At 70.3% G+C, this 24,359-nt stretch carries 24 protein-coding genes and 1 tRNA gene; 16 read left to right on the top strand and 9 right to left on the bottom strand.

The window, feature by feature from the left end; all coding sequences use genetic code 11:
- Window positions 1-696 precede the first annotated feature (696 nt).
- Window positions 697-1,137 carry a HEAT repeat domain-containing protein gene (locus tag ACRB68_RS16740; RefSeq protein ID WP_153533365.1) on the top strand — a complete coding sequence of 147 codons (441 nt, stop codon included), beginning with the start codon at window positions 697-699 and terminating at the stop codon, window positions 1,135-1,137.
- 55 nt (window positions 1,138-1,192) lie between these two features.
- Here the strand turns inward: ACRB68_RS16740 and ACRB68_RS16735 are convergent, their stop codons facing one another.
- From ACRB68_RS16735 to rsmG, 3 genes are all read right to left on the bottom strand, one after another.
- Window positions 1,193-2,182, bottom strand: coding sequence for a ParB/RepB/Spo0J family partition protein (locus ACRB68_RS16735; protein WP_328594310.1), 990 nt, complete (start codon window positions 2,180-2,182; stop codon window positions 1,193-1,195).
- Window positions 2,179-3,069 carry a ParA family protein gene (locus ACRB68_RS16730; protein ID WP_407924298.1) on the bottom strand — a complete coding sequence of 297 codons (891 nt, stop codon included), beginning with the start codon at window positions 3,067-3,069 and terminating at the stop codon, window positions 2,179-2,181. The genes ACRB68_RS16735 and ACRB68_RS16730 overlap by 4 nt, the downstream gene beginning before the upstream one ends.
- Window positions 3,070-3,305: 236 nt before the next feature.
- Window positions 3,306-3,986, bottom strand: a complete 681-nt coding sequence (rsmG, locus tag ACRB68_RS16725; RefSeq protein ID WP_153534966.1) for a 16S rRNA (guanine(527)-N(7))-methyltransferase RsmG — start codon at window positions 3,984-3,986, stop codon at window positions 3,306-3,308.
- A 155-nt stretch (window positions 3,987-4,141) separates the two neighbouring features.
- Here rsmG and ACRB68_RS16720 point away from each other — a divergent pair, with 155 nt between their 5' ends.
- Window positions 4,142-4,573, top strand: a complete 432-nt coding sequence (locus tag ACRB68_RS16720; RefSeq protein ID WP_153533364.1) for a DUF6458 family protein — start codon at window positions 4,142-4,144, stop codon at window positions 4,571-4,573.
- Between the two features lie 127 nt (window positions 4,574-4,700).
- Here the strand turns inward: ACRB68_RS16720 and ACRB68_RS16715 are convergent, their stop codons facing one another.
- The 5 genes from ACRB68_RS16715 to rpmH are packed head-to-tail and all read right to left on the bottom strand — an operon-like array spanning window position 4,701 to window position 7,039.
- Complete coding sequence (locus ACRB68_RS16715) at window positions 4,701-5,189, bottom strand: Jag family protein (protein ID WP_153533363.1); 489 nt, start codon at window positions 5,187-5,189, stop codon at window positions 4,701-4,703.
- A 35-nt stretch (window positions 5,190-5,224) separates the two neighbouring features.
- Window positions 5,225-6,172 (bottom strand): membrane protein insertase YidC, encoded by a 948-nt coding sequence (gene yidC, locus ACRB68_RS16710; protein ID WP_328594308.1) that lies wholly within the window; start codon window positions 6,170-6,172, stop codon window positions 5,225-5,227.
- On the bottom strand, window positions 6,165-6,521 hold the full coding sequence (gene yidD / locus ACRB68_RS16705; RefSeq protein ID WP_153533362.1) for a membrane protein insertion efficiency factor YidD: 357 nt from the start codon (window positions 6,519-6,521) through the stop codon (window positions 6,165-6,167). The genes yidC and yidD overlap by 8 nt, the downstream gene beginning before the upstream one ends.
- On the bottom strand, window positions 6,518-6,889 hold the full coding sequence (gene rnpA / locus ACRB68_RS16700; RefSeq protein ID WP_153533361.1) for a ribonuclease P protein component: 372 nt from the start codon (window positions 6,887-6,889) through the stop codon (window positions 6,518-6,520). The genes yidD and rnpA overlap by 4 nt, the downstream gene beginning before the upstream one ends.
- Window positions 6,890-6,901: 12 nt before the next feature.
- The gene (rpmH, locus tag ACRB68_RS16695; RefSeq protein WP_021592695.1) at window positions 6,902-7,039 is read right to left on the bottom strand and encodes a 50S ribosomal protein L34; all 138 of its coding nucleotides are present in this window, start codon (window positions 7,037-7,039) and stop codon (window positions 6,902-6,904) included.
- A 622-nt stretch (window positions 7,040-7,661) separates the two neighbouring features.
- On the opposite strand from rpmH, the gene dnaA reads away from it, so the two are divergent.
- The 13 genes from dnaA to ACRB68_RS16630 all read left to right on the top strand — a co-directional run bounded on the left by dnaA (window position 7,662) and on the right by ACRB68_RS16630 (window position 22,627).
- A complete protein-coding gene (gene dnaA, locus ACRB68_RS16690) occupies window positions 7,662-9,758 on the top strand; it encodes a chromosomal replication initiator protein DnaA (RefSeq protein WP_153533359.1) in 2,097 nt (698 codons plus the stop codon).
- Between the two features lie 548 nt (window positions 9,759-10,306).
- Window positions 10,307-11,437: a DNA polymerase III subunit beta gene (gene dnaN / locus ACRB68_RS16685; protein ID WP_153533358.1), complete on the top strand. Its 1,131-nt coding sequence runs from the start codon at window positions 10,307-10,309 to the stop codon at window positions 11,435-11,437.
- A 73-nt stretch (window positions 11,438-11,510) separates the two neighbouring features.
- Window positions 11,511-12,431, top strand: coding sequence for a phosphogluconate dehydrogenase (NAD(+)-dependent, decarboxylating) (gene gnd, locus ACRB68_RS16680; protein ID WP_153533357.1), 921 nt, complete (start codon window positions 11,511-11,513; stop codon window positions 12,429-12,431).
- Window positions 12,432-12,513: 82 nt separating this feature from the next.
- On the top strand, window positions 12,514-13,638 hold the full coding sequence (gene recF, locus ACRB68_RS16675; RefSeq protein ID WP_328594304.1) for a DNA replication/repair protein RecF: 1,125 nt from the start codon (window positions 12,514-12,516) through the stop codon (window positions 13,636-13,638).
- Between the two features lie 2 nt (window positions 13,639-13,640).
- Window positions 13,641-14,165: a DUF721 domain-containing protein gene (locus ACRB68_RS16670; RefSeq protein WP_328594302.1), complete on the top strand. Its 525-nt coding sequence runs from the start codon at window positions 13,641-13,643 to the stop codon at window positions 14,163-14,165.
- Window positions 14,166-14,559: 394 nt separating this feature from the next.
- A complete protein-coding gene (gene gyrB / locus ACRB68_RS16665; RefSeq protein ID WP_153533355.1) occupies window positions 14,560-16,503 on the top strand; it encodes a DNA topoisomerase (ATP-hydrolyzing) subunit B in 1,944 nt (647 codons plus the stop codon).
- A gap of 51 nt (window positions 16,504-16,554) precedes the next feature.
- The gene (gyrA, locus tag ACRB68_RS16660) at window positions 16,555-19,065 is read left to right on the top strand and encodes a DNA gyrase subunit A (protein ID WP_328594301.1); all 2,511 of its coding nucleotides are present in this window, start codon (window positions 16,555-16,557) and stop codon (window positions 19,063-19,065) included.
- Window positions 19,066-19,098: 33 nt separating this feature from the next.
- Window positions 19,099-19,992 carry a DUF3566 domain-containing protein gene (locus ACRB68_RS41285; RefSeq protein WP_328594299.1) on the top strand — a complete coding sequence of 298 codons (894 nt, stop codon included), beginning with the start codon at window positions 19,099-19,101 and terminating at the stop codon, window positions 19,990-19,992.
- A 70-nt stretch (window positions 19,993-20,062) separates the two neighbouring features.
- A tRNA-Ile gene (locus ACRB68_RS16650) sits at window positions 20,063-20,136 on the top strand.
- A gap of 409 nt (window positions 20,137-20,545) precedes the next feature.
- Complete coding sequence (locus ACRB68_RS16645) at window positions 20,546-20,833, top strand: hypothetical protein (protein ID WP_153533354.1); 288 nt, start codon at window positions 20,546-20,548, stop codon at window positions 20,831-20,833.
- An 89-nt stretch (window positions 20,834-20,922) separates the two neighbouring features.
- Complete coding sequence (locus tag ACRB68_RS16640) at window positions 20,923-21,303, top strand: VOC family protein (RefSeq protein ID WP_153533353.1); 381 nt, start codon at window positions 20,923-20,925, stop codon at window positions 21,301-21,303.
- Complete coding sequence (locus ACRB68_RS16635; protein ID WP_328594298.1) at window positions 21,300-22,166, top strand: sigma-70 family RNA polymerase sigma factor; 867 nt, start codon at window positions 21,300-21,302, stop codon at window positions 22,164-22,166. Before ACRB68_RS16640 ends, ACRB68_RS16635 begins: the two co-directional genes overlap by 4 nt.
- A gap of 119 nt (window positions 22,167-22,285) precedes the next feature.
- The gene (locus ACRB68_RS16630) at window positions 22,286-22,627 is read left to right on the top strand and encodes a hypothetical protein (protein ID WP_153533352.1); all 342 of its coding nucleotides are present in this window, start codon (window positions 22,286-22,288) and stop codon (window positions 22,625-22,627) included.
- A gap of 183 nt (window positions 22,628-22,810) precedes the next feature.
- Here ACRB68_RS16630 and ACRB68_RS16625 read toward each other — a convergent pair whose 3' ends face one another.
- Window positions 22,811-23,350: a hypothetical protein gene (locus tag ACRB68_RS16625; RefSeq protein WP_153533351.1), complete on the bottom strand. Its 540-nt coding sequence runs from the start codon at window positions 23,348-23,350 to the stop codon at window positions 22,811-22,813.
- Between the two features lie 126 nt (window positions 23,351-23,476).
- On the opposite strand from ACRB68_RS16625, the gene ACRB68_RS16620 reads away from it, so the two are divergent.
- Window positions 23,477-23,740, top strand: a complete 264-nt coding sequence (locus ACRB68_RS16620) for a hypothetical protein (RefSeq protein ID WP_153533350.1) — start codon at window positions 23,477-23,479, stop codon at window positions 23,738-23,740.
- Window positions 23,741-24,359: the final 619 nt, after the last annotated feature.

Here is a 24,359-nt window from a genome sequence, read left to right as displayed (position 1 = left end):
CGACTGGGCGAGGTTGTGGAGTCCTTCTGGGGAACTCCGGTCCCGAGAGCCGACAGGTCCTGGACCCTGATGCCGGAGTTCGAATGGCGCGCTCTGGCTCCGCTACGAGCTGAGGGGCCGGATCCCTGCCGGAACACAGGCGGTAGCGCATCTGCTCAACTCCGCTGGAATAGGGTCGCTTGGTGGGATTTGAGCTGTGGTGGGGCTGCGATTTTCGCTTCGTGCCCAAGGACCCGGATCTACCGCCTGGCTACGCGAACCTGCGATCCGTCGGGACTGGGATCTGTGTGGCGCATGCGGTCCCTGAGGGCTCCGATCTGCCGGTGTGCGGCGGTCCGCCGCTCCCGTGCAGCTACCACGAACCGTGGGGTGCACCGCTTCCTGAAGGCTTCAGGCTGTGCCCGACCTGCCTGGAACTCCGGCCGATCAGGACCGGCGAAGCCACCTGAGCTTCGCTGCGCCGGCCGGTCGGTGTTGGTGTGATGTCGCGGCCGAGGCGATGCTTGCGCGTCTGGTCGGGGACTACGTGCTCCAGTCGCACTGGATGGCCGTGGAGAAGTCGAGCGGTGATGGTCACCGGTCGTCCATGGACCGGCCAGAGCGGGCCACGGGTATCCGTAGCGCGGGCAGTTCCACCGTCCATCATCGCGGTGGCCTGCCAGGGGGAGAATCCTCCCTGTGAATGGGAGGGCGGGCATGGAGCCTCTGGACGAGTCGCTGGCGCGGTTGGGCGACCCCGACCCCCGGCGGCGGGACGTCGCCGCGGCCGAGATCGGTGACCTGCTGCGCGGGGGCGGGCTCGGCTTCGCCGCCGCTACGGCGGCGGTGGCCCGGCTGGTGGAGTCCGCGCTCGGTGAGCAGGACTTCCTGGCCCGCGAGTCGGCCCTGCACGCGATCACCGAGGCGTTCGGCCGGTACGAGTTCCCGCTGGAGGTCGTGGCGCCTCTGGCGACCGGCCGCGCAGGCATCGAGCCGGTACTGCTGGGATACGTCCTCTACATCCTCAGCGCGACCCATGATCCCCGGGCCTGCCCGCTGGTCCGGCCCTTCCTGGACCATCCCGACCCGGGTGTCCGTGAGGAGGCTGCTCTGGCGCTCACCGAGATACCCTGCCCGGCGCCCGCACGGTCCGCCTAGGGGGCGGGAAAGCGAACGCCCCGGCACCGGGGCACCGGGGCGTCGCACGTGGCGGTCAGAAGTCCTCGGAGCCGCCGACGCCCGCGTCGTCGGGGGCCATGGACTTGATGATCCGGTCCAGGTCCTCCAGCGTCGCGAACTCTACGACGATCTTGCCCTTGCTGCGGCCCATGTCGACCCGGACCTTGGTCTCGTAGCGGTCCGACAGCCGGTCGGCGAGCTGCCGCAGCTCCGGCGCGACCGTCTTCTTGCCGCGGCCGCGGCGCGGCTCGACCGGCTCCTCGGCCTCGCGCAGCGTGATGATCTCCTCGACGGCGCGGACCGACAGTCCCTCGGCCACGATGCGCTGGGCCAGGTGCTCCTGCGCCTCGACGCTGTCCAGCGACAGCAGCGCCCGGGCGTGGCCCGCGGAGATGACGCCCGCGGCGAGGCGCCGCTGCACCGCCGGCGGCAGGTTCAGCAGCCGCAGCGTGTTGCTGATGTGCGGGCGGGACCGGCCGATGCGCACCGCGAGCTGCTCGTGGGTGACGCCGAAGTCCTCCAGCAGCTGCGCGTACGCCGCCGCCTCCTCCAGCGCGTTGAGCTGCTGGCGGTGCAGGTTCTCCATGAGCGCGTCGCGGAGCATGTCGTCGTCCGCGGTGGCGCGGATGATGGCCGGGACGGCGGTGAGGCCCGCCTCCTGGGACGCCCGCCAGCGCCGCTCGCCCATGATCAGCTCGTAGTCGTGCTCGGCCGAGTCGATCCGGCGGACCACGATCGGCTGCAGCAGCCCCACGATGGAGATCGACTCGGCCAGCTCCTGCAGCGCCTCCTCGTCGAAGTGGGTGCGCGGCTGGCGCGGGTTGCGCCGGATCGACTTGGGCGGCAGCTCGGCGAAGTAGGCGCCCGCGACCGGCTGCGAGCCCGGGCCGGCGCCGGTGGCCGCGCCGTCGGAGCCGCCGTCCGTGCCGTGCCAGATGTCGTGGCCGGTGGCCGGGGGAGGCGGCGGGGCGGTGGGGATCAGCGACTCCAGGCCCTTGCCCAGGCCGCGCCGTGGCAGGCTCACTCGGCTGCTCCAGTGTTGCGGTGGGCGATCTCGGAGGCGGCCTCGCTGTAGGCGAGGGCGCCGCTGGAGCCCGGGTCGTAGGTGATGACGGACTGGCCGTAGCTGGGGGCCTCCGACACCCGGACGCTGCGCGGGATCACCGTCTTCAGCACCACGTCGCCGAAGTGGTTGCGCACGTCCTCGGCGACCTGCGCGGCGAGCCGGGTGCGCGCGTCGTACATCGTCAGCAGGATCGTGGAGACGCTGAGCGTCGGGTTCAGGTGCGAGCGGACCAGTTCCACCGTGCGGATCAGCTGGCCGAGGCCCTCCAGCGCGTAGTACTCGCACTGGATCGGGATGAGCAGCTCGTTGCCGCCGACCAGGGCGTTGACGGTGAGCAGGCCGAGCGACGGCGGGCAGTCGATCAGCACGTAGTCGTACTTGTCGGTGTCGTAGGCCTCCAGCGCGCGCTGCAGCCGGGACTCGCGGGCCACCTTGGAGACCAGCTCGATCTCCGCGCCGGCCAGGTTCAGCGTGGCGGGGGCGCAGAACAGGTTGGGGATCTCGGGGGCCTGCACGACGATGTCGGCGAGCGGGGTGTCCTCGATGAGCACGTCGTAGATCGACGGCACGTCCGCGTGGTGGTCGATGCCGAGCGCGGTGGAGGCGTTGCCCTGCGGGTCCAGGTCGACGACCAGGACCTGCGCGCCGTGCTGGGCCAGCGAGGCGGCCAGGTTCACCGAGCTGGTGGTCTTGCCGACGCCGCCCTTCTGGTTGGCGATCGTGATGATCCGGCAGCTGCCGGGCCGCGGCCACTGCCGGTCGCGGCGGGCCGCGGCGGCCTGTCCCTTGCCTGCGGCCGCCGTGGTTTCATGTGAAACCTTGGCGTCCTTGAGCGCCTCGCGCACCAGTTCCGACTCCCCCTGAGTTGGCCGTCCGGCGCGCGGTGCGGGCGCGGCGCCCGCCCCGCCGGTCGGCACATAGCCGACGTTGTCCGCCGTTCCGGACGTCGTACTTCCCCACATGGCGTGCCCGGAGGGCGTGGCCTCCGGCGCGGTCTCCCCCGCCGCCTCGTCGGCGCCCGGCTGCTGCTCGTCGGGGGATTCGCCGGCGCGGTCAGGCCGGCCCAGTCCTGGTCCCGTGCTCATGAAGACCTCTTCCTCGACCCTTTCGCGCGCCGGGGCGCGCGTGCGGCGGCACGCTCGGCCACCACACGGACGAGCGTTGTCGGCGGGTCGACCTTACCTTGCCCGACTTGCAGCAGTTCCGCCGTTCGCACGCCGAATCGGGCCAGCACCGGGCGGGCCTCCTCCAGCTCGGTGGCGGCCCGCTCCCCCTTCAGCGCCAGCAGTTCCCCGCCCGGCCGCAGCAGCGGCAGCGCCCACCCGGCCAGCCGCTCCAGCGGGGCGACGGCACGCGCGGTGGCCACGTCGACCGACAGGTCGGCGGCGGCGTCCTCGGCGCGGCCCCGCCGGACCTCGACGTTGCCGAGCTCCAGCAGGCCGACGGCCTCGGTGAGGAAGGTGGTGCGCCGCAGCAGCGGTTCGAGCAGGGTGATCTTCAGGTCGGGCCGGACGATCGCCAGCACCAGCCCCGGCAGCCCCGCGCCCGAGCCGATGTCGACGACGCGGGCGTCCGCCGGGATCGCCTCCGCCACGACGGCGCAGTTGATGAGATGGCGCTCCCAGAGCCGGTCGACCTCGCGCGGCCCGATCAGGCCGCGCTCGACACCGGGCCCGGCCAGAAATTCCGCGTAGCGTTCCGCGACCGGCAGTGCGTCCCCGAAGACCTCGCTTGCTATCCCCACCGGCGAATCGTTCCACAAAAGCTCGGGGCGGCGCACACAGGCATGCGCCCAGTACAGCGCGTCGCGCGCACGTGAGTGTGGCCCCGGCGACAGGGGGGCCGGGCTTATTCGCCGCCGATCGGGTACAGGAGACACCAGTGCTGCCCGACCGTCACGGAAGGAGGCTCCGAGACATGGGTATCGGAGTCAGTCTGGCTTTCATCGCCATCGGTGCGATTCTGGCGTTCGCCCTGCGAGTCGATCTCGCCGGAGTGGACATTCATCTCGTCGGCTGGATCCTGATCCTGGTCGGCGTCATCAGCATGGTCTTCACCCTCGCCTACACCCGCCGCCGCGCCGCCGGCCTGGTCGGCGGCCAGCCCGCCGCGTTCGGCGACGACGCCGGCGGCTCGCTCGTGCAGGAGCGGATCGTGGAACGTCCGGTCGGCGAGGCGCCGGTCGAGCGGATCATCGAGCGGCCGGTGGAGGGCTCGGCCGAGCCGGTGGAGCGGATCATCGAGCGGCCGGTCCGGCCGGAGCCGCGCGGCCACGCCGGGCAGGACCCGGCCGTCGCCATGGACCCCTCGATCGCGCAGGATCCCGCCCGGCAGAACCGCCAGTCCTGAGCGCCCGAGCCCTCGGGCAGCGCTGACGCCGCAAGGCTCCGCCGGGCGGTGCTCACCGGGACCGGCCTGCGCCGGGAACACGACGGCCCCCGCACCGAAAGGGTGCGGGGGCCGGCTGCGTTCGTGCTCAGGACGCCGGGTGGACCACGACGTAGCGCTCGGGCTCCTCGCCCTCGGACTCGCTGCGCAGCCCGGCCGCCGCGATCGCGTCGTGCACGATCTTGCGCTCGAACGGGGTCATCGGCGCGAGCGGCTTGGCCGTGCCGCTCTGGCGCACCTCGGCCGCGACGTCGGCGCCGAGCTTGGACAGCTCGGCGCGGCGGCGCTCGCGGTAGCCGCCGATGTCGAGCATCAGCCGGGAGCGCTGGCCGGTCTGCCGGTGCACCGCCAGGCGGGTGAGCTCCTGCAGCGCCTCCAGCACCTCGCCGCGCTTGCCGACCAGCTCGTCCAGGGAGGCGCCGACGACCGCGACCATCGCGCGCTCGCCCTCGACGTCCATGTCGATGTCGCCGTCGTAGTCACCGATGTCCAGCAGGCCCTCGATGTAGTCGGCGGCGATCTCGCCTTCCTGCTCGAGCGCCTGGACGTCGACCTCAGTGGTGTCGGTCTGGCTCAACGGGGATCTCCTTCTTCGACAGGCCGGTACTCAAACTAGCGCTTCGGGGTGCCGCTGCGCTTGCTGCGCGGCTTGCGCGTCGGCTGGTTGCGGACGACCTGCGGCTTGGCCTCGGGCTCGGGGGCCGGCTCCGGCTCCTTCTTGAGCTTGCCCTTCAGGCCGCCGCCAGGGGACCCCTTGCCGGGCGGCGTGTCCTTGCCGGCCGCGCCGTTGCCGTCGGCGCCGAGCGGGGGGTACTTGGAGTAGATGTAGTGCTGCTGCACCAGCGTCCAGCTGTTGGAGGTCACCCAGTACATCAGGACGCCCAGCGGGAAGCCGAGGCCGAACAGGCCGAACAGCGGGGCCAGGAAGACCATCATCTTCTGCGCCTGCGCCATCGGGTTGGCGTCGTCGGTGACCGGCTGCCGCTTCATGCTGGAGCGGACGGTGAAGAAGGTGGTGATGGAGCTGATGACCACCGCGATGCCGGTGATGACGATCGCGCTCCACGGCTTGGGGTCCGCGCCGAACGCCTTCAGGAAGGTGTCGGGGATGTGCGCGCCGAAGATGTTGGCGTGCTGGGCGCTCTTGACCAGGTCCGGCGTGATGGCGAAGACGCCCTGGCCGTCCTTGGCGTCGGAGACCCGCTTGAGCGTCTGGAAGAGGCCGATGAACACCGGCATCTGCACCAGGATCGGCAGGCAGCCCGACAGCGGGTTGGCGCCGTTCTCCTGGTAGAGCTTCATGACCTCCTGGTTCATGCGCTGCTTGTCGTTCTTGTACTTCTTGCGCAGCGCCTGGACCTTGGGGTTCAGCTCCTGCATCTTGCGGGACGCGTGGATCTGCTTGACGAACAGCGGCACGAGCAGCAACCGGAGCAGCACGGTCAGCAGGATGATCGCACCGCCCCAGGCCCAGCCGCTGTCCTTGGGGACGACCAGGCTGAGACCGCTGTGAATCCAGACGATCAGCTGGGCGACGATCGAGTACAGCCAATCAAGCACCGGGCAGCTCCTTGGGCTCTGCTGGGGCGGGGCCGCCCGCCTGGCGGCCACCGGAGGTGTCGGGCGCCGCCGGTGCGGCCCGGCGCGGCGGGACGGGGTCGAGCCCGCCGCGGTTGAAGGGGTGGCAGCGGCCGATGCGCCGGGCCGTCAGCCAGCTTCCGCGCAGCGCGCCGTGCACCTGGAGGGCCTCCAGGCCGTAGGCGCTGCAGGACGGCTGGAACCGGCACTGCTGGCCGAGCAGCGGGCTGAGGAAGCGGCGGTAGCCGCGGACGAGCAGGATCAGGACCCGCGCCGCGGGACCGATCCCCGCGGCCGGTCCTGGCGCGGGCTCACCCGGCCGACTGGTCATTTCCGCCCCTTGGACGCGGGCCGCAACAGCCGGCCCAGTGCCGACTCCAGATCCGCGGCCAGTTCGTCATGGCCCGCCGACCCCGCGGCGGGGTTGGCGCGCACTACGAGCAGGCTACCTTCCGGAATCCGGTCCAGGTGCCCGCGCACCAGGTGGCGCAGGCGGCGGCGCACCACGTTGCGGACGACGGCGTTGCCGACGGCGCGCGACACGATGAACCCGGCCAGCGGCGGCACGGGACCGGCCCCGGGCTCCTGATCCCTGGGGAGAAGGTGCACCACGACAGTCGGCCGTCCGGCGCGGCGACCGCGCCGGACGGCCAGCGTGAACTCGTCCCGCCGCCGCATCCGGTTACCGGACGGCAGCATGTGGGGGGTGGATCAGACCGCGATGCGGGCGCGGCCCTTGCCGCGGCGCGACGACAGGATCGCGCGGCCGGCGCGGGTGCGCATCCGAAGCCGGAAGCCGTGCTTCTTGTGGCGACGACGGTTGTTCGGCTGGAAAGTACGCTTGCTCACGAGAGGCTCCAGTGCTGCGGTCGGTTGGGTCTGAGGCGCGATAGCTCGCATCGAGGGCCGCGTCCGGTCCCCCGCAGCGGGGGCCCATCCGTACTCGCGAGGCGGGCCGGCGGGCACGCGTCATCTCCATCGATGCGACTCGACCTCAGAACGTTACGGGCTACGGGGGCGCCAGGTCAAACGGAGACCTCTCCGGCGGACCTTGTTTCCCCTTGTCGGCGCGGGTTTCGCGGTGGCCGGGCGGCCGATCTCACATCGGCTCGCCGGCCTGTGGAAAAAGGCGCGCGGCACGTGGTGTTCATGTTGCGACCATGCGAAAGAAACCGCTACAGTCTTGCGGCGAGCCGGTCCGGCTTGACGCCGATCACCCGCCTCCCCTTCCGGCCCCGCATTGTCCCGCCGGGGCCCGTTGTTCCCCCCGAATCACGCTTGCCGACACGCGCTGTGGGCTTTTGCACAGGCATACCCATGCTCATGCACAGCGTGTGGACAACTCTGTGGACAACTCGTGAGAGAGTAAGCCTTCCGCGGCGCCATCGTGCTCTTTGAGGCGGTTCACACCTGCGGAACAGCTGGGTGGCCGGATACTCCGGTGACGGGGATTTGGGGAGGGACCTTGCGCATGGACGGACAGGATCTCGGATCGGTCTGGGCCCGCACCCTCACGGCACTCGGCGAGAGCGATCTTGCCCCGAGCTACCGCGCCTGGCTTCCGATGGTCCGTCCGCTCGCGCTCGTCGAGGGCACCGCGCTGCTGGCCGCGCCGAACGAATTCGCCAAGGACGCGCTGGAAACGCGGCTGCGCAACCTCATCACGCAGGCGCTTTCGCATGAACTGGGCCGGGAGATCCGCGTCGCGGTGACCGTTCAGCCCGAGCCGACCGCCCAGCCCGGCGACCCTGGTCCCGGCATGCATGATCGCGGTTCGGAGTCCTCCTCTTATGGCGAGCGGCCGTACGAGTCCTACGAGGACCGTCCTTATGAGTCGTACGAGGACCGCTCCTACGGAGAGCAGCAGTACTCCGGCGAACCGTCCTACGGAGACCGTTCCTATCCTGAGCAGGGATATGGGGACAAAGGCTTCGGCGGGCGTCCTCAGCCGGGAGTTACCCACAGCCCCTCCTCCTCCAGTGGATATCCCTCTCAGGAAGAGGACCGCGGCTGGCCACAGCGCGACAACGAGCACGGCGGTGCCTTCCCCGCCGCTCCCCGTCCTCCTGCTTATGGAGCCGGTCCCGGTGGCGGACGCGGCGGTCCTTCCCCGTTCGAGGGGCGCGGCCAGCAGCAGCAGGGCGGCTTCGGTGGACGAGGCCGTACCGGCCCGGGCGGCTCCGAGGGGTTCGGCCATGGCGCCGAGGGCCCCGGAGGACGTCAGCAGGGCCCGCAGTCGTCCTCCGGCGGCGGGCATGCCCCCTCGCACCTGAACGACCGCACGCTGGCGGCCCCCCGCCAGGGCGGACGGGGCGAGCCGCAGGGCGCGCGCGGAGGCGAGGGCCAGCGCGGGCAGGGCGAGCCGCTGAGCCGTTCCGACGACTCCTATAAGAACGACTCTTTCTCAGGCGGCGGTGAGCAGTACCGGGGCGAGGGCCCGTTCCGTGAGGAAGAGGGCTCCGACGCGCGTCCGGCCGGGGGCGCCCCCTCCTCCTCCGGCGGCAGCTCGGCGGGCGCGTCGGCGGGGGAGCACGCACGTCTGAACCCCAAGTACACGTTCGAGACGTTCGTCATCGGCTCGTCCAACCGGTTCGCGCACGCGGCCGCGGTGGCCGTCGCCGAGCAGCCCGCCAAGGCCTACAACCCGCTGTTCATCTACGGCGACTCCGGCCTCGGCAAGACCCACCTGCTGCACGCCATCGGCCACTACGCGCAGAGCCTGTTCAACGGCGCGCGGGTGCGTTACGTGAGCTCGGAGGAGTTCACCAACGACTTCATCAACTCGATCCGCGACGGCAAGGCCGACGGGTTCCGCCGGCGGTACCGGGACGTGGACATCCTCCTGGTCGACGACATCCAGTTCCTGGAGGGCAAGGAGCAGACGCAGGAGGAGTTCTTCCACACCTTCAACACCCTGCACAACGCGAGCAAGCAGATCGTGATCTCCAGTGATCGGCCGCCCAAAGAGCTGGTGACGCTGGAGGACCGGCTGCGCAACCGGTTCGAGTGGGGCCTCACCACCGACGTCCAGCCGCCCGAGCTGGAGACCCGGATCGCGATCCTGCAGAAGAAGGCCCGCCAGGAGGGACTGGCCGCGCCGCCGGACGTGCTGGAGTTCATCGCCTCGCAGATCGCGACCAACATCCGCGAGCTGGAGGGCGCGCTGATCCGGGTGACGGCGTTCGCGAGCCTGAACCGGCAGTCGGTGGACATGAAGCTCGCCGAGATCGTGCTGAAGGACCTCATCCCCAACGACTCCGGTCCCGAGATCACCGCCGCGATGATCATGGCCCAGACCGTGGAGTACTTCGGCACGACGATCGAGGACCTCTGTGGACCGTCGCGGTCGCGGATGCTCGTCACCGCGCGGCAGATCGCCATGTACCTGTGCCGGGAGCTCACGGACCTCTCGCTGCCCAAGATCGGGGCCCAGTTCGGCGGCCGCGACCACACCACGGTGATGCACGCGGAACGTAAGATCCGCAGCTTGATGGCCGAACGGCGGGCGATCTACAACCAGGTCACCGAGCTCACCGGGCGCATCAAGCACCAGGCCCGCAAGCGCTGAGCGCCTTCCCCGGGCACCCCCAAGCCACGCACAACCTGTGGATAACTCTGCGTAATCCGTGGACGACCCAGGGGATAACCAGAGGATGACTGTGGACGACCTGTGGAGCGATTGTGGACCGCCTGTGCACGGCCACCCGGCATCATGGGGACGAACCTGTGCACGACCTGGGGACGGCCTGGGGACAACCGCCGCGTCGGCTCCGTCCGACAGACCTACCCGGCGGCGGGCGTGGGAAACCTGCGGAAAACCAGTGGACAACCGGGGGATAGCTTGGGGACGAGCTGTGGGGACGGTTTCCCCGTCCCCAGATCGTTTTCGCCCGTCCACCGCCCATGCACAGGGCCGGTGGACAGAGAAACCCGGTCTGACCTGCGAAAACGGTACTTGTGCACAGTATCCACAGCCCCTATTACGAGTACTACCCCTTGTCTCTACCTAGAAAGAAAAACAAGATCAACTTAGGGCCTGGGGATAAGCGCCCCGAGCGCGCTCCCCGGGCCTGATCGACCTCACCGTTGTCCGACACCTGCAGGAGGCGGGTCCCCTTGAAGTTCCGCATCGACAGAGACGCCCTGGCCGACGCCGTGGCCTGGACGGCGCGCACCCTCCCGGTGCGCCCCCCGGTGCCCGTCCTGGCGGGCATGCACCTCGAGGCGAGCGACCGGCTGAAGCTGTCGGCGTTCGACTACGAGGTGTCGGCCCAGGTGTCGGCCGACATCGACACCGAGGAGCCGGGCAGCGCCCTGGTCTCGGGCCGGCTGCTCGCCGAGATCTCGCGCAGCCTTCCTCCACACCCTGTGGAGGTGACCACCGACGGCGCCAAGGTGATGCTGCGCTGCGGCAGCGCGAAGTTCACACTCCTCACCATGCCTGTGGAGGACTACCCGACGCTGCCGGAGATGCCGCCGGCCGCCGGGTCGGTCGGCAGCGACGAGTTCGCCGCCGCCGTCGCCCAGGTCGCCATCGCGGCCGGCCGCGACGACACCATCCCCATGCTCACCGGCGTGCGGGTGGAGATCGAGGGCGAGACCGTCACGCTCGCCTCCACCGACCGCTACCGGCTGGCCGTCCGCGAGCTGCACTGGAAGCCCGAGCGCCCCGACTTCACCGCGGTCGCCCTGGTGCCCGCCAAGACCCTCGCCGACACCGCCAAGTCGCTGACCGCCGGCGCCGAGGTGTCGATCGCGCTGGCCGCGCAGGGCGGCGGCGCGGGCGAGGGCATGATCGGTTTCGCGGGCGGCGGCCGTCGCACCACCTCGCGGCTGCTGGACGGCGACTTCGTCAAGTACCGCTCGCTGCTGCCGAGCGAGTACGCCGGCCTCGCCGACGTCCAGACCGGCGCGTTCATCGAGGCGGTCAAGCGCGTGTCGCTGGTCGCCGAGCGCAACACCCCGGTGCGGCTGTCGTTCCGCAAGGGCGAGGTCGTGCTGGAGGCCGGCACCGGCGACGAGGCGCAGGCCGTGGAGGCGCTGGAGGCCGAGCTGGAGGGCGACGACATCGACATCGCCTTCAACCCCGGGTTCCTGCTGGACGGGCTGTCGGCGATCGGCTCCGACACCGCGCGGCTGTCGTTCACCACCCCGACCAAGCCCGCCGTGCTCACCGGCAAGCCGCCGCAGGAAGGCGAGAACCCGAACTACCGTTACCTGATCATGCCGGTCCGGCTGTCGGGGTAAACCTCGTCTCCGGGGCATACCAGGGAAGACCGGCCGTGGGCGGGGCGTCCGCCCACACGACAGGGGAGTCGAGATGGAGCTTGGGATCATCGGCCTCGGCAAGATGGGCGGCAACATGGCCGAACGTCTGCGCCGGGGCGGCCACACCGTGGTGGGCTACGACCGCAACCCCGACGTCAGCGACGTCGCCACCGTCGAGGAGCTCGTGCAGCGGCTCGCGGCGCCGCGCGCGGTGTGGGTGATGGTGCCGGCGGGCGGGCCGACGCAGGAGACCGTCAACCGGCTGGGGGAACTCCTGGAGCCCGGCGACGTCGTCATCGACGGCGGCAATTCACACTATGTGGACGACCAGAAGCACGGCGAGCAGCTGGCGGCCAAGGACATCGGCTTCGTCGACTGCGGCGTCAGCGGCGGCGTGTGGGGCCTGCAGAACGGCTACGCGCTGATGGTCGGCGGCGACGAGGACAACGTCAAGCGGCTCATGCCGATCTTCGAGACGCTGAAGCCCGAGGGCGAGTTCGGGTTCGTGCACGCCGGCAAGATCGGCGCCGGGCACTTCGCGAAGATGGTCCACAACGGTGTGGAGTACGCGATGATGCAGGCGTTCGGCGAGGGCTACGAGCTGCTGGAGGCCAGCGACGTCGTCACCGACGTGCCCGCGGTCTTCCACAGCTGGCAGGAGGGCACGGTCATCCGGTCCTGGCTGCTGGACCTGATGAACCGGGCGCTCGCCGAGGACGCCACGCTGGACGAGATCCGCGGCTACGCCAACGACTCGGGCGAGGGCCGGTGGACGGTGCAGGCCGCCGTCGACCACGCGGTGCCGCTCCCGGCGATCACCGCCTCGCTGTTCGCGCGGTTCGCCTCCCGGCAGGACGACTCGCCCGCGATGAAGGTCGTCGCGGCGCTGCGCAACCAGTTCGGCGGGCACGCCGTCGAGTCCGCCAAGGGCGCCGACTCCCCGGGCGCGGACGTCAAGCCGCCGCAGCTCTGAGCCGCCGTCCACAGCCTGTCGACGAGCCGCTCGCGGGCCGCCCCGACCCAGGGGCGGCCCGGAGGCTCTACTCTCGTTGCTCGTGCACGTCGCCCATCTCTCGCTCCAGGACTTCCGCTCCTACGCCACCGCCGAGGTGGCGCTGGAGCCGGGCGTCACCGCGTTCGTGGGCCCGAACGGGCAGGGCAAGACCAACCTGGTCGAGGCCGTCGGGTACGTCGCCGCGCACGGCAGCCACCGCGCGGCCACCGACGCGCCGCTGGTCCGGCAGGGCGCGGCGCGCGCCATCGTGCGGGCCGGCGTGGTCCGCGACGACCGGCGCGCGCTGATCGAGCTGGAGATCAACCCGGGTAAGGCGAACCGGGCACGGCTGAACCGCTCCCCCGTCCCCAGGCCGCGCGAGATCCTGGGGATGCTGCGGACGGTGCTGTTCGCGCCGGAGGACCTGGCGCTGGTGAAGGGCGACCCGGGGGAGCGCCGCCGCTTCCTGGACGAGCTGCTCACCGCGCGCGCGCCGCGCTTCGCCGGAGTGCGCTCCGACTACGAGCGTGTCCTGAAGCAGCGCAACGCGCTTTTGCGCTCGGGGGCCGCGCACCGTCGCTCGCCCAGCGCCGAGGTGCTGGCGACGCTGGACGTGTGGGATTCGCATCTGGCCCGCGCCGGCGCGGAACTGCTGTCCGCGCGGCTGGAGCTCGTCGAGGCGCTGCGCCCGCTCGTCGCGCGCGCGTACGCCGAGCTCGCCCCGCACAGCGGCGCCGCCGACCTGATGTACAAGAGCTCGATCGGCGCCGCGGAGTTGTCCACAGACCGTGCACAACTGGCCGAGCAGCTGCTCGGCGCCGTCGCCGAGGCCCGCAAGCAGGAGCTGGAACGCGGCGTCAGCCTGGTCGGCCCGCACCGCGACGAGCTGCTGCTGCAGCTGGGGGAGCTGCCGGCCCGCGGCTACGCCAGCCACGGCGAGTCGTGGTCGTTCGCGCTCGGCCTGCGGCTGGCGGCGTTCGAGCTGCTGCGCGCCGACGGCGACGACCCGGTGCTGATCCTGGACGACGTGTTCGCAGAGCTGGACGCCGGCCGCCGCGCCCGCCTCGCCGAGATGGTCGCGCCCGCCGAGCAGGTCCTGATCACCGCGGCGGTGCCCGAGGACGTGCCCAAGGAGCTGACCGGCGTCACCTACGCCGTCGCGGACGGACGGATCCGGAAGGAGTAGCCGTGGCCGACGAGGATCCACAGCCTGTGGACGGTTCCCCCGCCGCGCCGCCGCCCGCCGCGCCGGCGAAGTCGGGCATCGAGCTGGCCCGCGAGGCCCTCGCCCAGGCCAAGGCCGACGCCCGCAAACGCGGCACCCTGCCCGGCCAGGGCAAGCGCAAGGGGCCGCGGCCCGCGCCGGTCCGCCAGTCCGGGCGCGGCGGCGACCCCCAGGCGTTCGGCAGCGCGATCCGCGAGCTGATGGCCGCGCGCGGCTGGGAGCAGCGGGCGGCCGTCGGCGGCGTGTTCGGCAACTGGCCCGGGATCGTCGGCCCCGAGCTCGCCGAGCACACCAAGCCCGACAGGTTCGAGGACGGCGAGCTCACCGTCGTCGCCGACTCCACCACCTGGGCGACCCAGCTGCGGCTGCTGCGCACCCAGCTGATGCGCCGGCTGAACGAGGAGCTCGGGCAGGGGACCGTCAAGCAGGTCAAGGTGGTCGGCCCGTCGTCGGGACCGCGGCGCACCGGCGCCTGGCGCGCCCGCTGAGCCGGCCGCCGTCCTGATCAGCGACGACGCCGCGAACCCGCAGGTCGGCGACGTGCCGCAAAATGTCAGTGCCGGGTGCGACCATCCAAGGGTGGCTCGCGGAGCGGTTTTCCGCTGCGAGGGCCTCACAGGCCAGTGAACACCCCAGGGTGAATGGGGGGATGTACCTCCTCATCCGCTCGGCCGCCACACGTGCACACAGCGTCCGTCAGTGCCACTTTTCGGCGCATCACCCGGTAGAATGAATTCGGGTTCAGGATGCTGGGCCGCCATGGGTCGCCGCGGGGTTCTCTGGCCGACACGGACAGAGCACTGGGCGCCCTTCGTGTGTTACGGGGCACACCGCGTCCGCGTGGCGCGGGGGCGGCACGCTTCCCCGGCAGGAGGATCTCCTTTGGCGTACGACGCTAGTTCCATCACTGTCCTCGAAGGGCTCGAGGCGGTGCGCAAGCGCCCGGGCATGTACATCGGCTCCACCGGGGAACGCGGGCTGCACCACCTCGTCTACGAGATCGTCGACAACTCCGTCGACGAGGCCCTGGCCGGCTATGCCGACACCATCGAGGTGACCCTCCTGGCGGACGGCGGCGTCCGCGTCAAGGACAACGGCCGGGGCATCCCGGTGGGCGAGCACCCGGTGGAGAAGCGCCCGGCCATCGAGCTGGTGCTGACCACGCTGCACGCGGGCGGCAAGTTCGACGGCAAGTCCTACGCGGTGTCGGGCGGCCTGCACGGCGTCGGCTCGGCGGTGGTCAACGCCCTGTCGACCCGGCTGGACGCCGAGGTGCGCACCGACGGCCACTACTGGCGCCAGTCCTACGACTGGAAGGGCGCCAAGGGGCCGCTGGAGCAGGGTGAGCCGACCGACGAGACCGGCACCCAGATCACCTTCTGGCCCGACGGCGACATCTTCGAGACCCTCGAGTGGAACTTCGAGACGCTCTCGCGCCGCATGCAGGAGATGGCCTTCCTCAACCGCGGGCTGTCCATCACGCTGTGCGACGAGCGCGCCGACCACCTCACCGACGAGGGCGAGCCGCGCGTGGTGGTCTACCACTACGAGGGCGGCATCGAGGACTTCGTCCGCTACCTCAACGCGCGCAAGGACGCCGTCCACGAGTCGGTGATCTACCTGTCGGACGAGACCGAGGGCATGTCGGTCGAGATCGCCATGCAGTGGAACTCGTCCTACGCCGAGTCCGTGCACACCTTCGCCAACACCATCAACACGGCCGAGGGCGGCACGCACGAGGAGGGCTTCCGGGCGGCGCTCACCACGATCGTCAACCGGTACGCCCGCGACAAGGGCCTGCTGCGCGACAAGGACGACAACCTGACCGGCGAGGACGTCCGCGAGGGCCTCACCGCGATCATCTCGATCAAGCTGGCCGACCCGCAGTTCGAGGGCCAGACCAAGACCAAGCTCGGCAACACCGAGGCCAAGTCGTTCGTGCAGAAGGCGTGCAACGAGCACCTGCGCGACTGGTTCGAGGAGAACCCCGGCGAGGCCAAGGAGATCATCAACAAGGCCACGCAGGCCGCGCGGGCGCGGGTGGCGGCGCGGGCGGCGCGCGACCTGACCCGGCGCAAGAGCCTGCTGGAGTCGACCTCGCTGCCGGGCAAGCTGTCGGACTGCCAGTCGACCGACCCGGCCAAGTCCGAGCTGTACATCGTCGAGGGCGACTCGGCGGGCGGCTCGGCCAAGGGCGGCCGCGACTCCATCACCCAGGCGATCCTGCCCATCCGCGGCAAGATCCTGAACGTGGAGAAGGCGCGGATCGACCGCATCCTGAAGAACAACGAGGTGCAGGCGATCATCACCGCCCTCGGCACCGGGGTGCACGACGAGTTCGACATCGAGAAGCTGCGCTACCACAAGATCATCTTGATGTCGGACGCCGACGTCGACGGCCACCACATCAACACGCTGCTGCTCACGCTGCTGTTCCGGTTCATGAAGCCGCTGATCGAGGCCGGCCACGTGTACCTGTCCCAGCCGCCGCTGTACAAGATCAAGTGGGACGCGCGCGGCAACGAGGCCGACTACGTCTACTCCGACGCCGAGCGCGACCAGGTCATCGAGGCCGGCATCGCCGCCGGCAAGCGCGACCCGCGCCCGCGCGACCAGGTCCAGCGCTTCAAGGGCCTCGGCGAGATGAACGCCAACGAGCTGTGGGACACCACGATGGACCCGGCCAAGCGGCTCCTGCTCCAGGTGCAGCTCGACGACGCCGCGCAGGCCGACGAGCTGTTCAGCGTCCTCATGGGCGAGGAGGTCGAACCCCGCCGTGACTTCATCCAGCGCAACGCCAAGGACGTGCGCTTCCTCGACATCTGAGCCCCGGCGGCCACGAGCTTCCCTTCCCCGACGTAGAAGAGGTCTTTCACAGTGACGGATGTGACCACCGAGGGCGGCGTTCCGGGAGAGCGGATCGAGCCGGTCGATCTCCAGGCGTCGATGCAGAAGTCCTACCTGGACTACGCGATGTCGGTCATCGTCGCGCGCGCGCTGCCCGAGGTCCGCGACGGCCTGAAGCCGGTGCACCGGCGCGTCCTGTACGCGATGTACGACGGCGGCTACCGCCCCGACCGCGGCTACTTCAAGTGCGCCCGCGTCGTCGGCGACGTCATGGGCAACTACCACCCGCACGGCGACTCGGCCATCTACGACGCGCTGGTCCGCCTCGCGCAGCCCTGGTCGCTGCGCTACCCCCTGGTCGACGGCAACGGCAACTTCGGCTCGCGCGGCAACGACCCCGCGGCCGCCATGCGCTACACCGAGTGCCGCATGGCGCCCCTGGCGATGGAGCTGCTGCGCGACATCGACAAGGAGACCGTCGACTTCTCCCCCAACTACGACGGCCGCTCGCAGGAACCCGACGTCATGCCGTCGCGGTACCCCAACCTGCTGGTCAACGGGGCGTCGGGCATCGCGGTCGGGATGGCCACCAACATCCCCTCGCACAACCTGCGCGAGGTCGGCGAGGGCGTCCGCTGGTACCTGGAGAACTACGGCGCCTCCGACGAGGAGCTGCTCGACGCGCTGATCGAGCGGATCAAGGGCCCCGACTTCCCGACCGCCGGCCTCATCGTCGGCCGCAAGGGCATCGAGGAGGCCTACCGGACCGGGCGCGGCTCGATCACCATGCGCGCCGTGGTCGAGGTCGAGGAGATCCAGAACCGCACCTGCCTGGTCGTCACCGAGCTGCCCTACCAGGTCAACCCGGACAACCTCGCGCTGAAGATCGCCGAGCTGGTCAAGGACGGCAAGCTCGACGGCATCGCCGACGTCCGCGACGAGACCTCCGGCCGCACCGGCCAGCGCCTGGTCATCGTGCTCAAGCGGGACGCGGTCGCCAAGGTCGTCCTCAACAACCTGTACAAGCACACCCAGCTGCAGGAGACCTTCGGCGCGAACATGCTCGCGCTGGTCGACGGCGTGCCGCGCACGCTGCGCCTGGACCAGTTCATCCGGCACTGGGTGACGCACCAGGTCGACGTCATCGTCCGCCGCACCCGCTTCCTGCTGCGCAAGGCCGAGGAGCGCGCCCACATCCTGCGCGCGCTGCTGAAGGCCCTGGACCGCATCGAGGAGGTCATCGCCCTCATCCGGCGGTCCCCCTCGGCGCAGGAGGCCCAGCGCGGCCTGATGGGCCTGCTGGAGATCGACGAGATCCAGGCGCAGGCCATCTTGGACATGCAGCTGCGCAAGCTCGCCGCCCTGGAGCGCCAGGCGATCACCGACGAGCACGACAAGCTGATGGCCGAGATCGCCGACTACAACGACATCCTGGCCTCGCCCGAGCGGCAGCGGCGGATCGTCGGCGACGAGCTCACCCCGATCCTGGACAAGTACGGCGACGACCGCCGCACCCAGATCATCCCCTTCGACGGCGACGTGTCCTACGAGGACCTCATCGCCGAGGAGGACGTCGTCGTCACCATCACCCGCGGCGGCTACGCCAAGCGCACCAAGACCGACCTGTACCGGGCACAGCGGCGCGGCGGCAAGGGCGTGCGCGGCGCGCAGCTGAAGCAGGACGACATCGTCGACCAGTTCTTCGTGACGACCACGCACCACTGGATCCTGTTCTTCACCAACAAGGGCCGCGTCTACCGGGCCAAGGCCTACGAGCTGCCCGACGCCGCCCGCGACTCGCGCGGCCAGCACGTGGCCAACCTGCTGGCCTTCCAGCCCGACGAGCACATCGCCCAGGTCATGGACCTGCGCGACTACGACGTCGCGCCCTACCTGGTGCTCGCCACCAAGAAGGGCAAGGTCAAGAAGACCGCGCTGCGCGACTTCGACTCGCCGCGCTCGGGCGGCATCATCGCGATCAACCTGCTCGACGAGGACGAGGTCATCTCGGCCCGGCTGGTCTCGCCCGACGACGACCTGCTGATGGTCTCCACCGGCGCGCAGTCCATCCGGTTCAGCGCCGACGACGACTCGCTGCGCCCCATGGGCCGCGCCACCTCCGGCGTCATCGGCATGCGTTTCGAGGGGGACCAGGAGGTCCTCAACATGCTGGTGGTCCAGGACGAGACGCAGAACGTCCTGGTCGCGACCGTCGGCGGCTATGCCAAGCGCACTCCGGTCTCCCAGTACCCTCGGCAGGGGCGGGGGGGCAAGGGCGTGCTCACCGCTAAGATCGTGGAATCTCGCGGCAGGCTGGTGGGGGCGCTCATGGTGGGCACCGACGACGAGGTGTTCGCAATGACCTCGAACGGCGGCGTCATCCGTACCAGCGCGGCCGAAATCAAGCAGTCCGGCCGGCAGACCATGGGCGTCCGGTTGATGAGCCTCGCGGACAAGGCCGGCATCGTCGCCATCGCGAGGAACGTAGAGTCCATGGAGGACTCGGACGACGTCGAGGACGAAGGGGCCGCAAGTGAGTAAGGCCCCTGCGCCCGCGCTAGGCCAGGAGGACACGTGAGCACCCAGCCCGGCAAGAACAAGGGCCGGACGGACGACCCCGTCAAGGAGGGCTCGGGAGACGAGCCCAAGAAGACCGTGGCCGCGTCCGCCAAGCCCGGCCGGGACGAGGCGACCGCCAAGCTCCCCGCGCTGGACGAGACCACGCCCGACCTCGGCACCGTCAAGGACGCGGCGGCCAAGAAGCCGGCCAAGGCCAAGGAGCCGGTGGTCAAGGACACGGCGAAGGACGCGGTGGCCGAGCCCACCCTGACCGACGTGCCCGTCGCGCCGGTGAAGGACGCCGCGGAGCCGTCGTGGACCAAGCCCGCCGAGCCCGCCGGCTCGGTCTCGCGCGACCGCACCGACAAGCCGCTCGGCTCGCCGCCGCCGCTGTCGTCCCCGCCGTCGTCGGGCTCGTCCCCGTCGTCGTCCTCGGGATCGCGCGGGTTCGCCAGCACGGTCCTGAAGGACCGCCCGGTGGCCACCCCGGCCGCCGACGCCGACAAGTCCAAGCCCGCGGCGAGCGGCAAGCCCGCCCGCAAGGCCCAGCTCCAGCTCGCCCGGCTGGAGCCCTGGTCGGTGATGAAGTTCAGCTTCGTGATGTCGCTGGTCTGCTTCGTCGTCCTGCTGGTCGCCGTGGTCGTCCTCTACATGATCCTGGCCGGCCTCGGCGTCTTCGACGCCATCGGCGACACCGTCAACAGCCTCACCAAGCGGCCGGGCGAGTCCGGCGGCGGCGTCGACGCCGGCAGCTGGTTCTCCTTCGCCCGCGTCTTCGGTTACACCGTCCTGGTGGGGGCGCTGAACGTGCTGCTCATCACCGCCCTGTCCACCGTCGGCTCGGTCATCTACAACCTGGCCGCCGACCTGGTGGGCGGCGTCGAGGTGACCCTCAAGGAGGCCGATTAATGGATTACCGGTCGTCTCCTGAGATGCGGTAATCTCTCCTTGCTGCCGCCGGAGCGCGGCGGCGAGGTGCGGGCGTATAGCTCAGTCGGTTAGAGCGCATCCCTGATAAGGATGAGGCCCCAGGTTCAAGTCCTGGTACGCCCACTCGATCGCGAGGAGCGGTGTGCTCACGGAAAACGTGAGCCGCCGCTCCTTCGTCGTTTCGCCCAGGGGGCGACCCCCTGGAACCCCCGGGTGGGGGCTTCGCCCCCACACCCCCATGCGCGTGGCCGGGCTAGGTGCGTGAGCGGCGGAACCGCCGGCGGCTCAGGGTGTTGAACCGGCATTTGAACGACAGAGATGTTCCGTCCACAACGATCCACAGACCGCTCATCGGTGGCGCGCCGTCTGTGGGGCGTATGCGCAGCCGGAGCAGGCGGTAGCGGAGGCCCCCGCTGGGGCCGGTCGACTGGGAACGGCGGCCTTCGACGCGCTGGAGACCCTCCCACCGCCACCGCTGCGCCCCTGGGAGGCGGTCTTCGACGAACTGGGGGCGCGCCTGCCGACTGACTTCGTGGCTTTCATCGAGATCTACGGCAATCAGTTCCATCCGCTCGCCGCATGGCCCGAACCGGGCGGATTCCTGAGCTGGGGTGGCGACGTCAACGGCGACCAGCTGAGTTGGCTTACCGAAGGGAAACCCGAAAGCCGGCCGACTGCGGTGCAGGGCCGCCAGGTGCCCGACGGCGTCATCGACACCGTTCCGATGACGCGGTTCCTGTGCGGCCGGCTCACCACCCCGATCACCTATCCGCGCTTGCTCCCACGCCTGGACGGGCCCCTCACCTGCTTCAGGGAGTGACCTGGCGGGGGTCCTGTTACCTTCTCCCGCCGGCACTCGTCATAGGGGCAACGAACGGTTGTCGTACCGACGAGTGAAGCGAGGGCAGGATGCTGACCAACATCATGTACGTGACGGTCTATGTCACCGACCAGGACCGTGCGCTGGAGTTCTACACCGAGGGGCTCGGCCTGGAGAAGCGGATCGACTTCGCAGGGCCGGACGGGCGTTTTCTCACCGTCGGGGTCCCCGACAGCGCGGTGCAGATCATCCTGTGGCCGCACGCGGCGGGTGCGGGGATGGGCCAGGACGGCGCGCCCGGCCCGCTGCTCCTTGAATCCGACGATCTGCGGAAGGACTTCGAGGCCATGCGCCGGCGCGGCGTCACCTTCGCACAGGACGAGCCGGAGGACTACCCGTTCGGGGTCCGCATCGAGGCGGTGGACCCGGACGGCAACCGGGTCTCGCTCCGGCAGCAGCGCAAGCCGTGACCGTCCGGCTGGCCGAGGTGTTCGATGCCCAGCGTGACCGGCTGCGCGGCGTCGCGTACCGCATGCTGGGCTCGCACGCCGACGCCGAGGACGTGGTCCAGGAGGCCTGGATGCGCCTGGTCCGCCAGGACGAGGCGGACATCGCCAACCTGGCGGGCTGGCTGACCACCGTGGTCGGCCGGATCAGCCTGGACCTGCTGAGATCCCGGCACGCCCATCCCGAGCACGAATCCGCGGATCTCGTGGTGACGCCCGCCGACGGCCCCGCGCCGGACGAGCAGGTGGTGCTGGCCGATTCGGTCGGCCTCGCCCTGCTCGTCGTGCTCGACTCGCTCACCCCGAGCGAGCGGCTGGCGTTCGTCCTGCACGACATGTTCGGGGTCCCGTTCCACGAGATCGGCCAGATCCTGGGCAAATCCGCCGACGCCGCCAAGATGACCGCCAGCCGGGCCCGCCGGAAGGTCCGGGCCACGGACCGGCCGGCGGCCCCGGGCCGCGAGCACCACCAGGCCGTCCAGGCGTTCCGCGCCGCCGCCCTCGACGGCGACTTCGCGGCGCTCCTGCGCGTCCTCGACCCGGACGTGAAGCTGACCGTCGACACCCCCGGCGGCGTGGTCGTCACCCTCGGCGCCACCGAGGTCGCCGCCGGCGCCCGCATGTTCTCCGGCGAGGTCGCCCGTCAGCGACCCGTGCTGGTCAACGGCATCCCCGGCCACATGACCTGGCGTCCCGACGGGACTCGGCTCTCCGCCATCGCCTTCACCGTCGCCGGAGGTCGGATCACCGCTATCCACATCGTTGTGGACCCGGCCAAGCTCGCCGCGATCCAGCTGTCCGCCCCGGCCCGTCGATCGGACGGCTGATGCGGTGCCGCTTTCCACAGCCGGTCTCCGATGTGCACAGGCCTCGAACCTGAGGGGCCTTACTGTGGCCGGCTGTGAAACAGCGCCCTGATGCTCCTCAGGCGCTTCCAGGGGCTCCCATGCGGATCGGGGAAGCGCAGGACCACTTGCTCGCCCTCCTGCGCGAGGAGGGGCAAGAGCCCGGCCGGCTTTCCCCGCTGCCGGCATGGCGTGCGTTCAGCCGCTTCATGCACAGGCCGATCGAGGCTGTGGAAGACGCCTTGCTCTACGAGTTCGGCACGTACTCCTTCCGCGGCCCTCGGCGTTTCTGCCTGTCCTTCTGCCGTCAGGCCGACGTCGACGAGGGCAGGGAGCCGGCGTTTACAGCCTTCCTGAACGAAATCGAGCACCGGCCGGAGTGGCCGGTCATCACGGCGCTTCAGCCAGTGGACAGCTTCGTCTATCAGGAACGCGTCTGCTGACCGCCGGATCACGCCATCCGGCGTATGCGGTCAGGAGGCGAACAGCTCTGGGGACAGCGTTCCAGTGCGCTGGTAGGCCGGTCTGCCCACATCCACCATTGGTGGCGCTCCGCACAGCTTCAGGACGAAGCCCGCCAGGTCAGTGCGCCGCCGCAGTCCGGACACGCCGGGGGCTTGCTGGGGCTAATCGTCCTCGTCCTTGATGTCCAGCGTTTCTCGTGCCAGGCCGATAAACGTGACGTAGGCCGCTCGGAAATCCCGGTAGGCGGCGTCGTAGGCGGCCCGCCGCTCGGGGGCGTCGTCGCCGATGAGGGCCTTGAGCATCGCCTGCACGCGCCGCGCCATGTCACGTGCGTGATCCGCTGCGGCGGAGACCTCGGCGGGGCCGTCGAGCCGGACCTCGTGGATCGCCCGGTTCATACCCCTGATGGCCGGGGCGATGTGCTCGGCCATCTGCGTCAGGAGCCGGTCCTTGGTCTCACGGTCGGGCGCCGCGTCGACGTCGTCGATCTGCCATGTGACCTCGTTGAACGCGTGCGTGCAGCTCATCATTTCCCGGTAGGTGGACCGGCGGCGCTCGTGCTGTTCGCGGAGGGCCTGCGCCCGTGCGGACGTGCGGGCCTGGGTCAGCGCTGCGCGCAGGGTCGCCCGCGACGTGATGTAACTGGCCCCGAGAGCGGTCAACGCGGTGAGGACACCGACCCACAGTGCGCTGTTCGCCATGATCGGAGAGTTTGTCAGCCGAAATGCCGATGGGACAGCCCTCGCGGCGGAAGCACGCGTATCTCCTGGTCGTAGGGCCGGGGCGGATGCCGGGCTGGGCGACTTCGGCTGACCTAGACTCCCGGCATGGAGCTCACCGATGCCGCCCGCATGATCATGGCGGAGTCCGCGCCCTTCCCTGAGCTGGCGAGGGTCTCTCAGGGGGCCTATGACGAACTGGCCGCCGATCGGCCGGTCCATCACAGCGCCCTCACCTGGATGATCCGGGAGGCCTGCCGCAAGGACCTCTACGGGGCCCTCATCCGCAAGCACGGCGGCGACGCCTTCGAGGACATGGTGACCGTCATCTGCCGGGAGATCGACAGGCAGGCGCCGGTTCTCAGCCGCTGACGTTCCATCGGGGAATCCGGCGGCGGCGGACCTCGCCGTCCCTCGTGAGCGATGCCCTCAGTGCCTGTGGATCGGTCATGGACGGCAATCCCGGTGATATCCGTGGCTGCGCGCTGTGTCGTGTGCGGAGACCGGACCGATGCGCTGGTGGCCCGGTGCCGGACGGCCCACCGGCAGCCGCAGGAAGTCCACGTGTGCCGGTGCCGAGCGTTCATGCCGGAATCGATTCTGCGCAGCGTGCTGCGGCGTTCAGATGCGGATGCGTCGCCACCAACGTTGGGGTTTCGGGGGCTTTGGCAGGGCTTCTACGGCCTCCTCGGCGAGAGGCCGCGTGCGCGCAGTCGATGTCCCACGGGTTCAGAAACCGTACGTACGCGGTTTCGCCGCTGACGACCACCTCTAACTGCGGACCATCCTCGTTGGGGGAATCGATGCTCACGCCGCAGCACGTGCCTTCATAGAGCGGGAGCTCATATGTCGCCGGCTAGTCCTCGGCGGCGAGTCGGTGCCGGATCACCTCGCCGCCCTGGGGACATGGGGGTCGTTGCCGTTCCTGGGGTGATCAACCCAGTAGGCGGCTGTTTGGTGCTTTTGCGGTTTATGTCGTGTGGAGTGGCGG

The sequence above is a fragment of the Actinomadura macrotermitis genome (assembly GCF_009604375.1).
Classification (GTDB): Bacteria; Actinomycetota; Actinomycetes; order Streptosporangiales; family Streptosporangiaceae; genus Spirillospora; species Spirillospora macrotermitis.
The sequence above is the reverse complement of the archived record's forward strand: the minus strand, read 5'-3'. Positions and strand labels throughout refer to the sequence as shown.

Bases quoted from the DNA above. Each gene is read 5' to 3' on its own strand.
- ACRB68_RS16640 (WP_153533353.1), top strand. From the start codon at position 20,923: ATGCTGACCAACATCATGTACGTGACGGTCTATGTCACCGACCAGGAC.
- ACRB68_RS16740 (WP_153533365.1), top strand. From the start codon at position 697: ATGGAGCCTCTGGACGAGTCGCTGGCGCGGTTGGGCGACCCCGACCCC.
- rnpA (WP_153533361.1), bottom strand. From the start codon at position 6,889: ATGCTGCCGTCCGGTAACCGGATGCGGCGGCGGGACGAGTTCACGCTG.
- gnd (WP_153533357.1), top strand. From the start codon at position 11,511: ATGGAGCTTGGGATCATCGGCCTCGGCAAGATGGGCGGCAACATGGCC.
- dnaA (WP_153533359.1), top strand. From the start codon at position 7,662: ATGGACGGACAGGATCTCGGATCGGTCTGGGCCCGCACCCTCACGGCA.
- ACRB68_RS16625 (WP_153533351.1), bottom strand. From the start codon at position 23,350: ATGGCGAACAGCGCACTGTGGGTCGGTGTCCTCACCGCGTTGACCGCT.
- yidD (WP_153533362.1), bottom strand. From the start codon at position 6,521: ATGACCAGTCGGCCGGGTGAGCCCGCGCCAGGACCGGCCGCGGGGATC.
- ACRB68_RS16720 (WP_153533364.1), top strand. From the start codon at position 4,142: ATGGGTATCGGAGTCAGTCTGGCTTTCATCGCCATCGGTGCGATTCTG.
- ACRB68_RS16630 (WP_153533352.1), top strand. From the start codon at position 22,286: ATGCGGATCGGGGAAGCGCAGGACCACTTGCTCGCCCTCCTGCGCGAG.
- ACRB68_RS16620 (WP_153533350.1), top strand. From the start codon at position 23,477: ATGGAGCTCACCGATGCCGCCCGCATGATCATGGCGGAGTCCGCGCCC.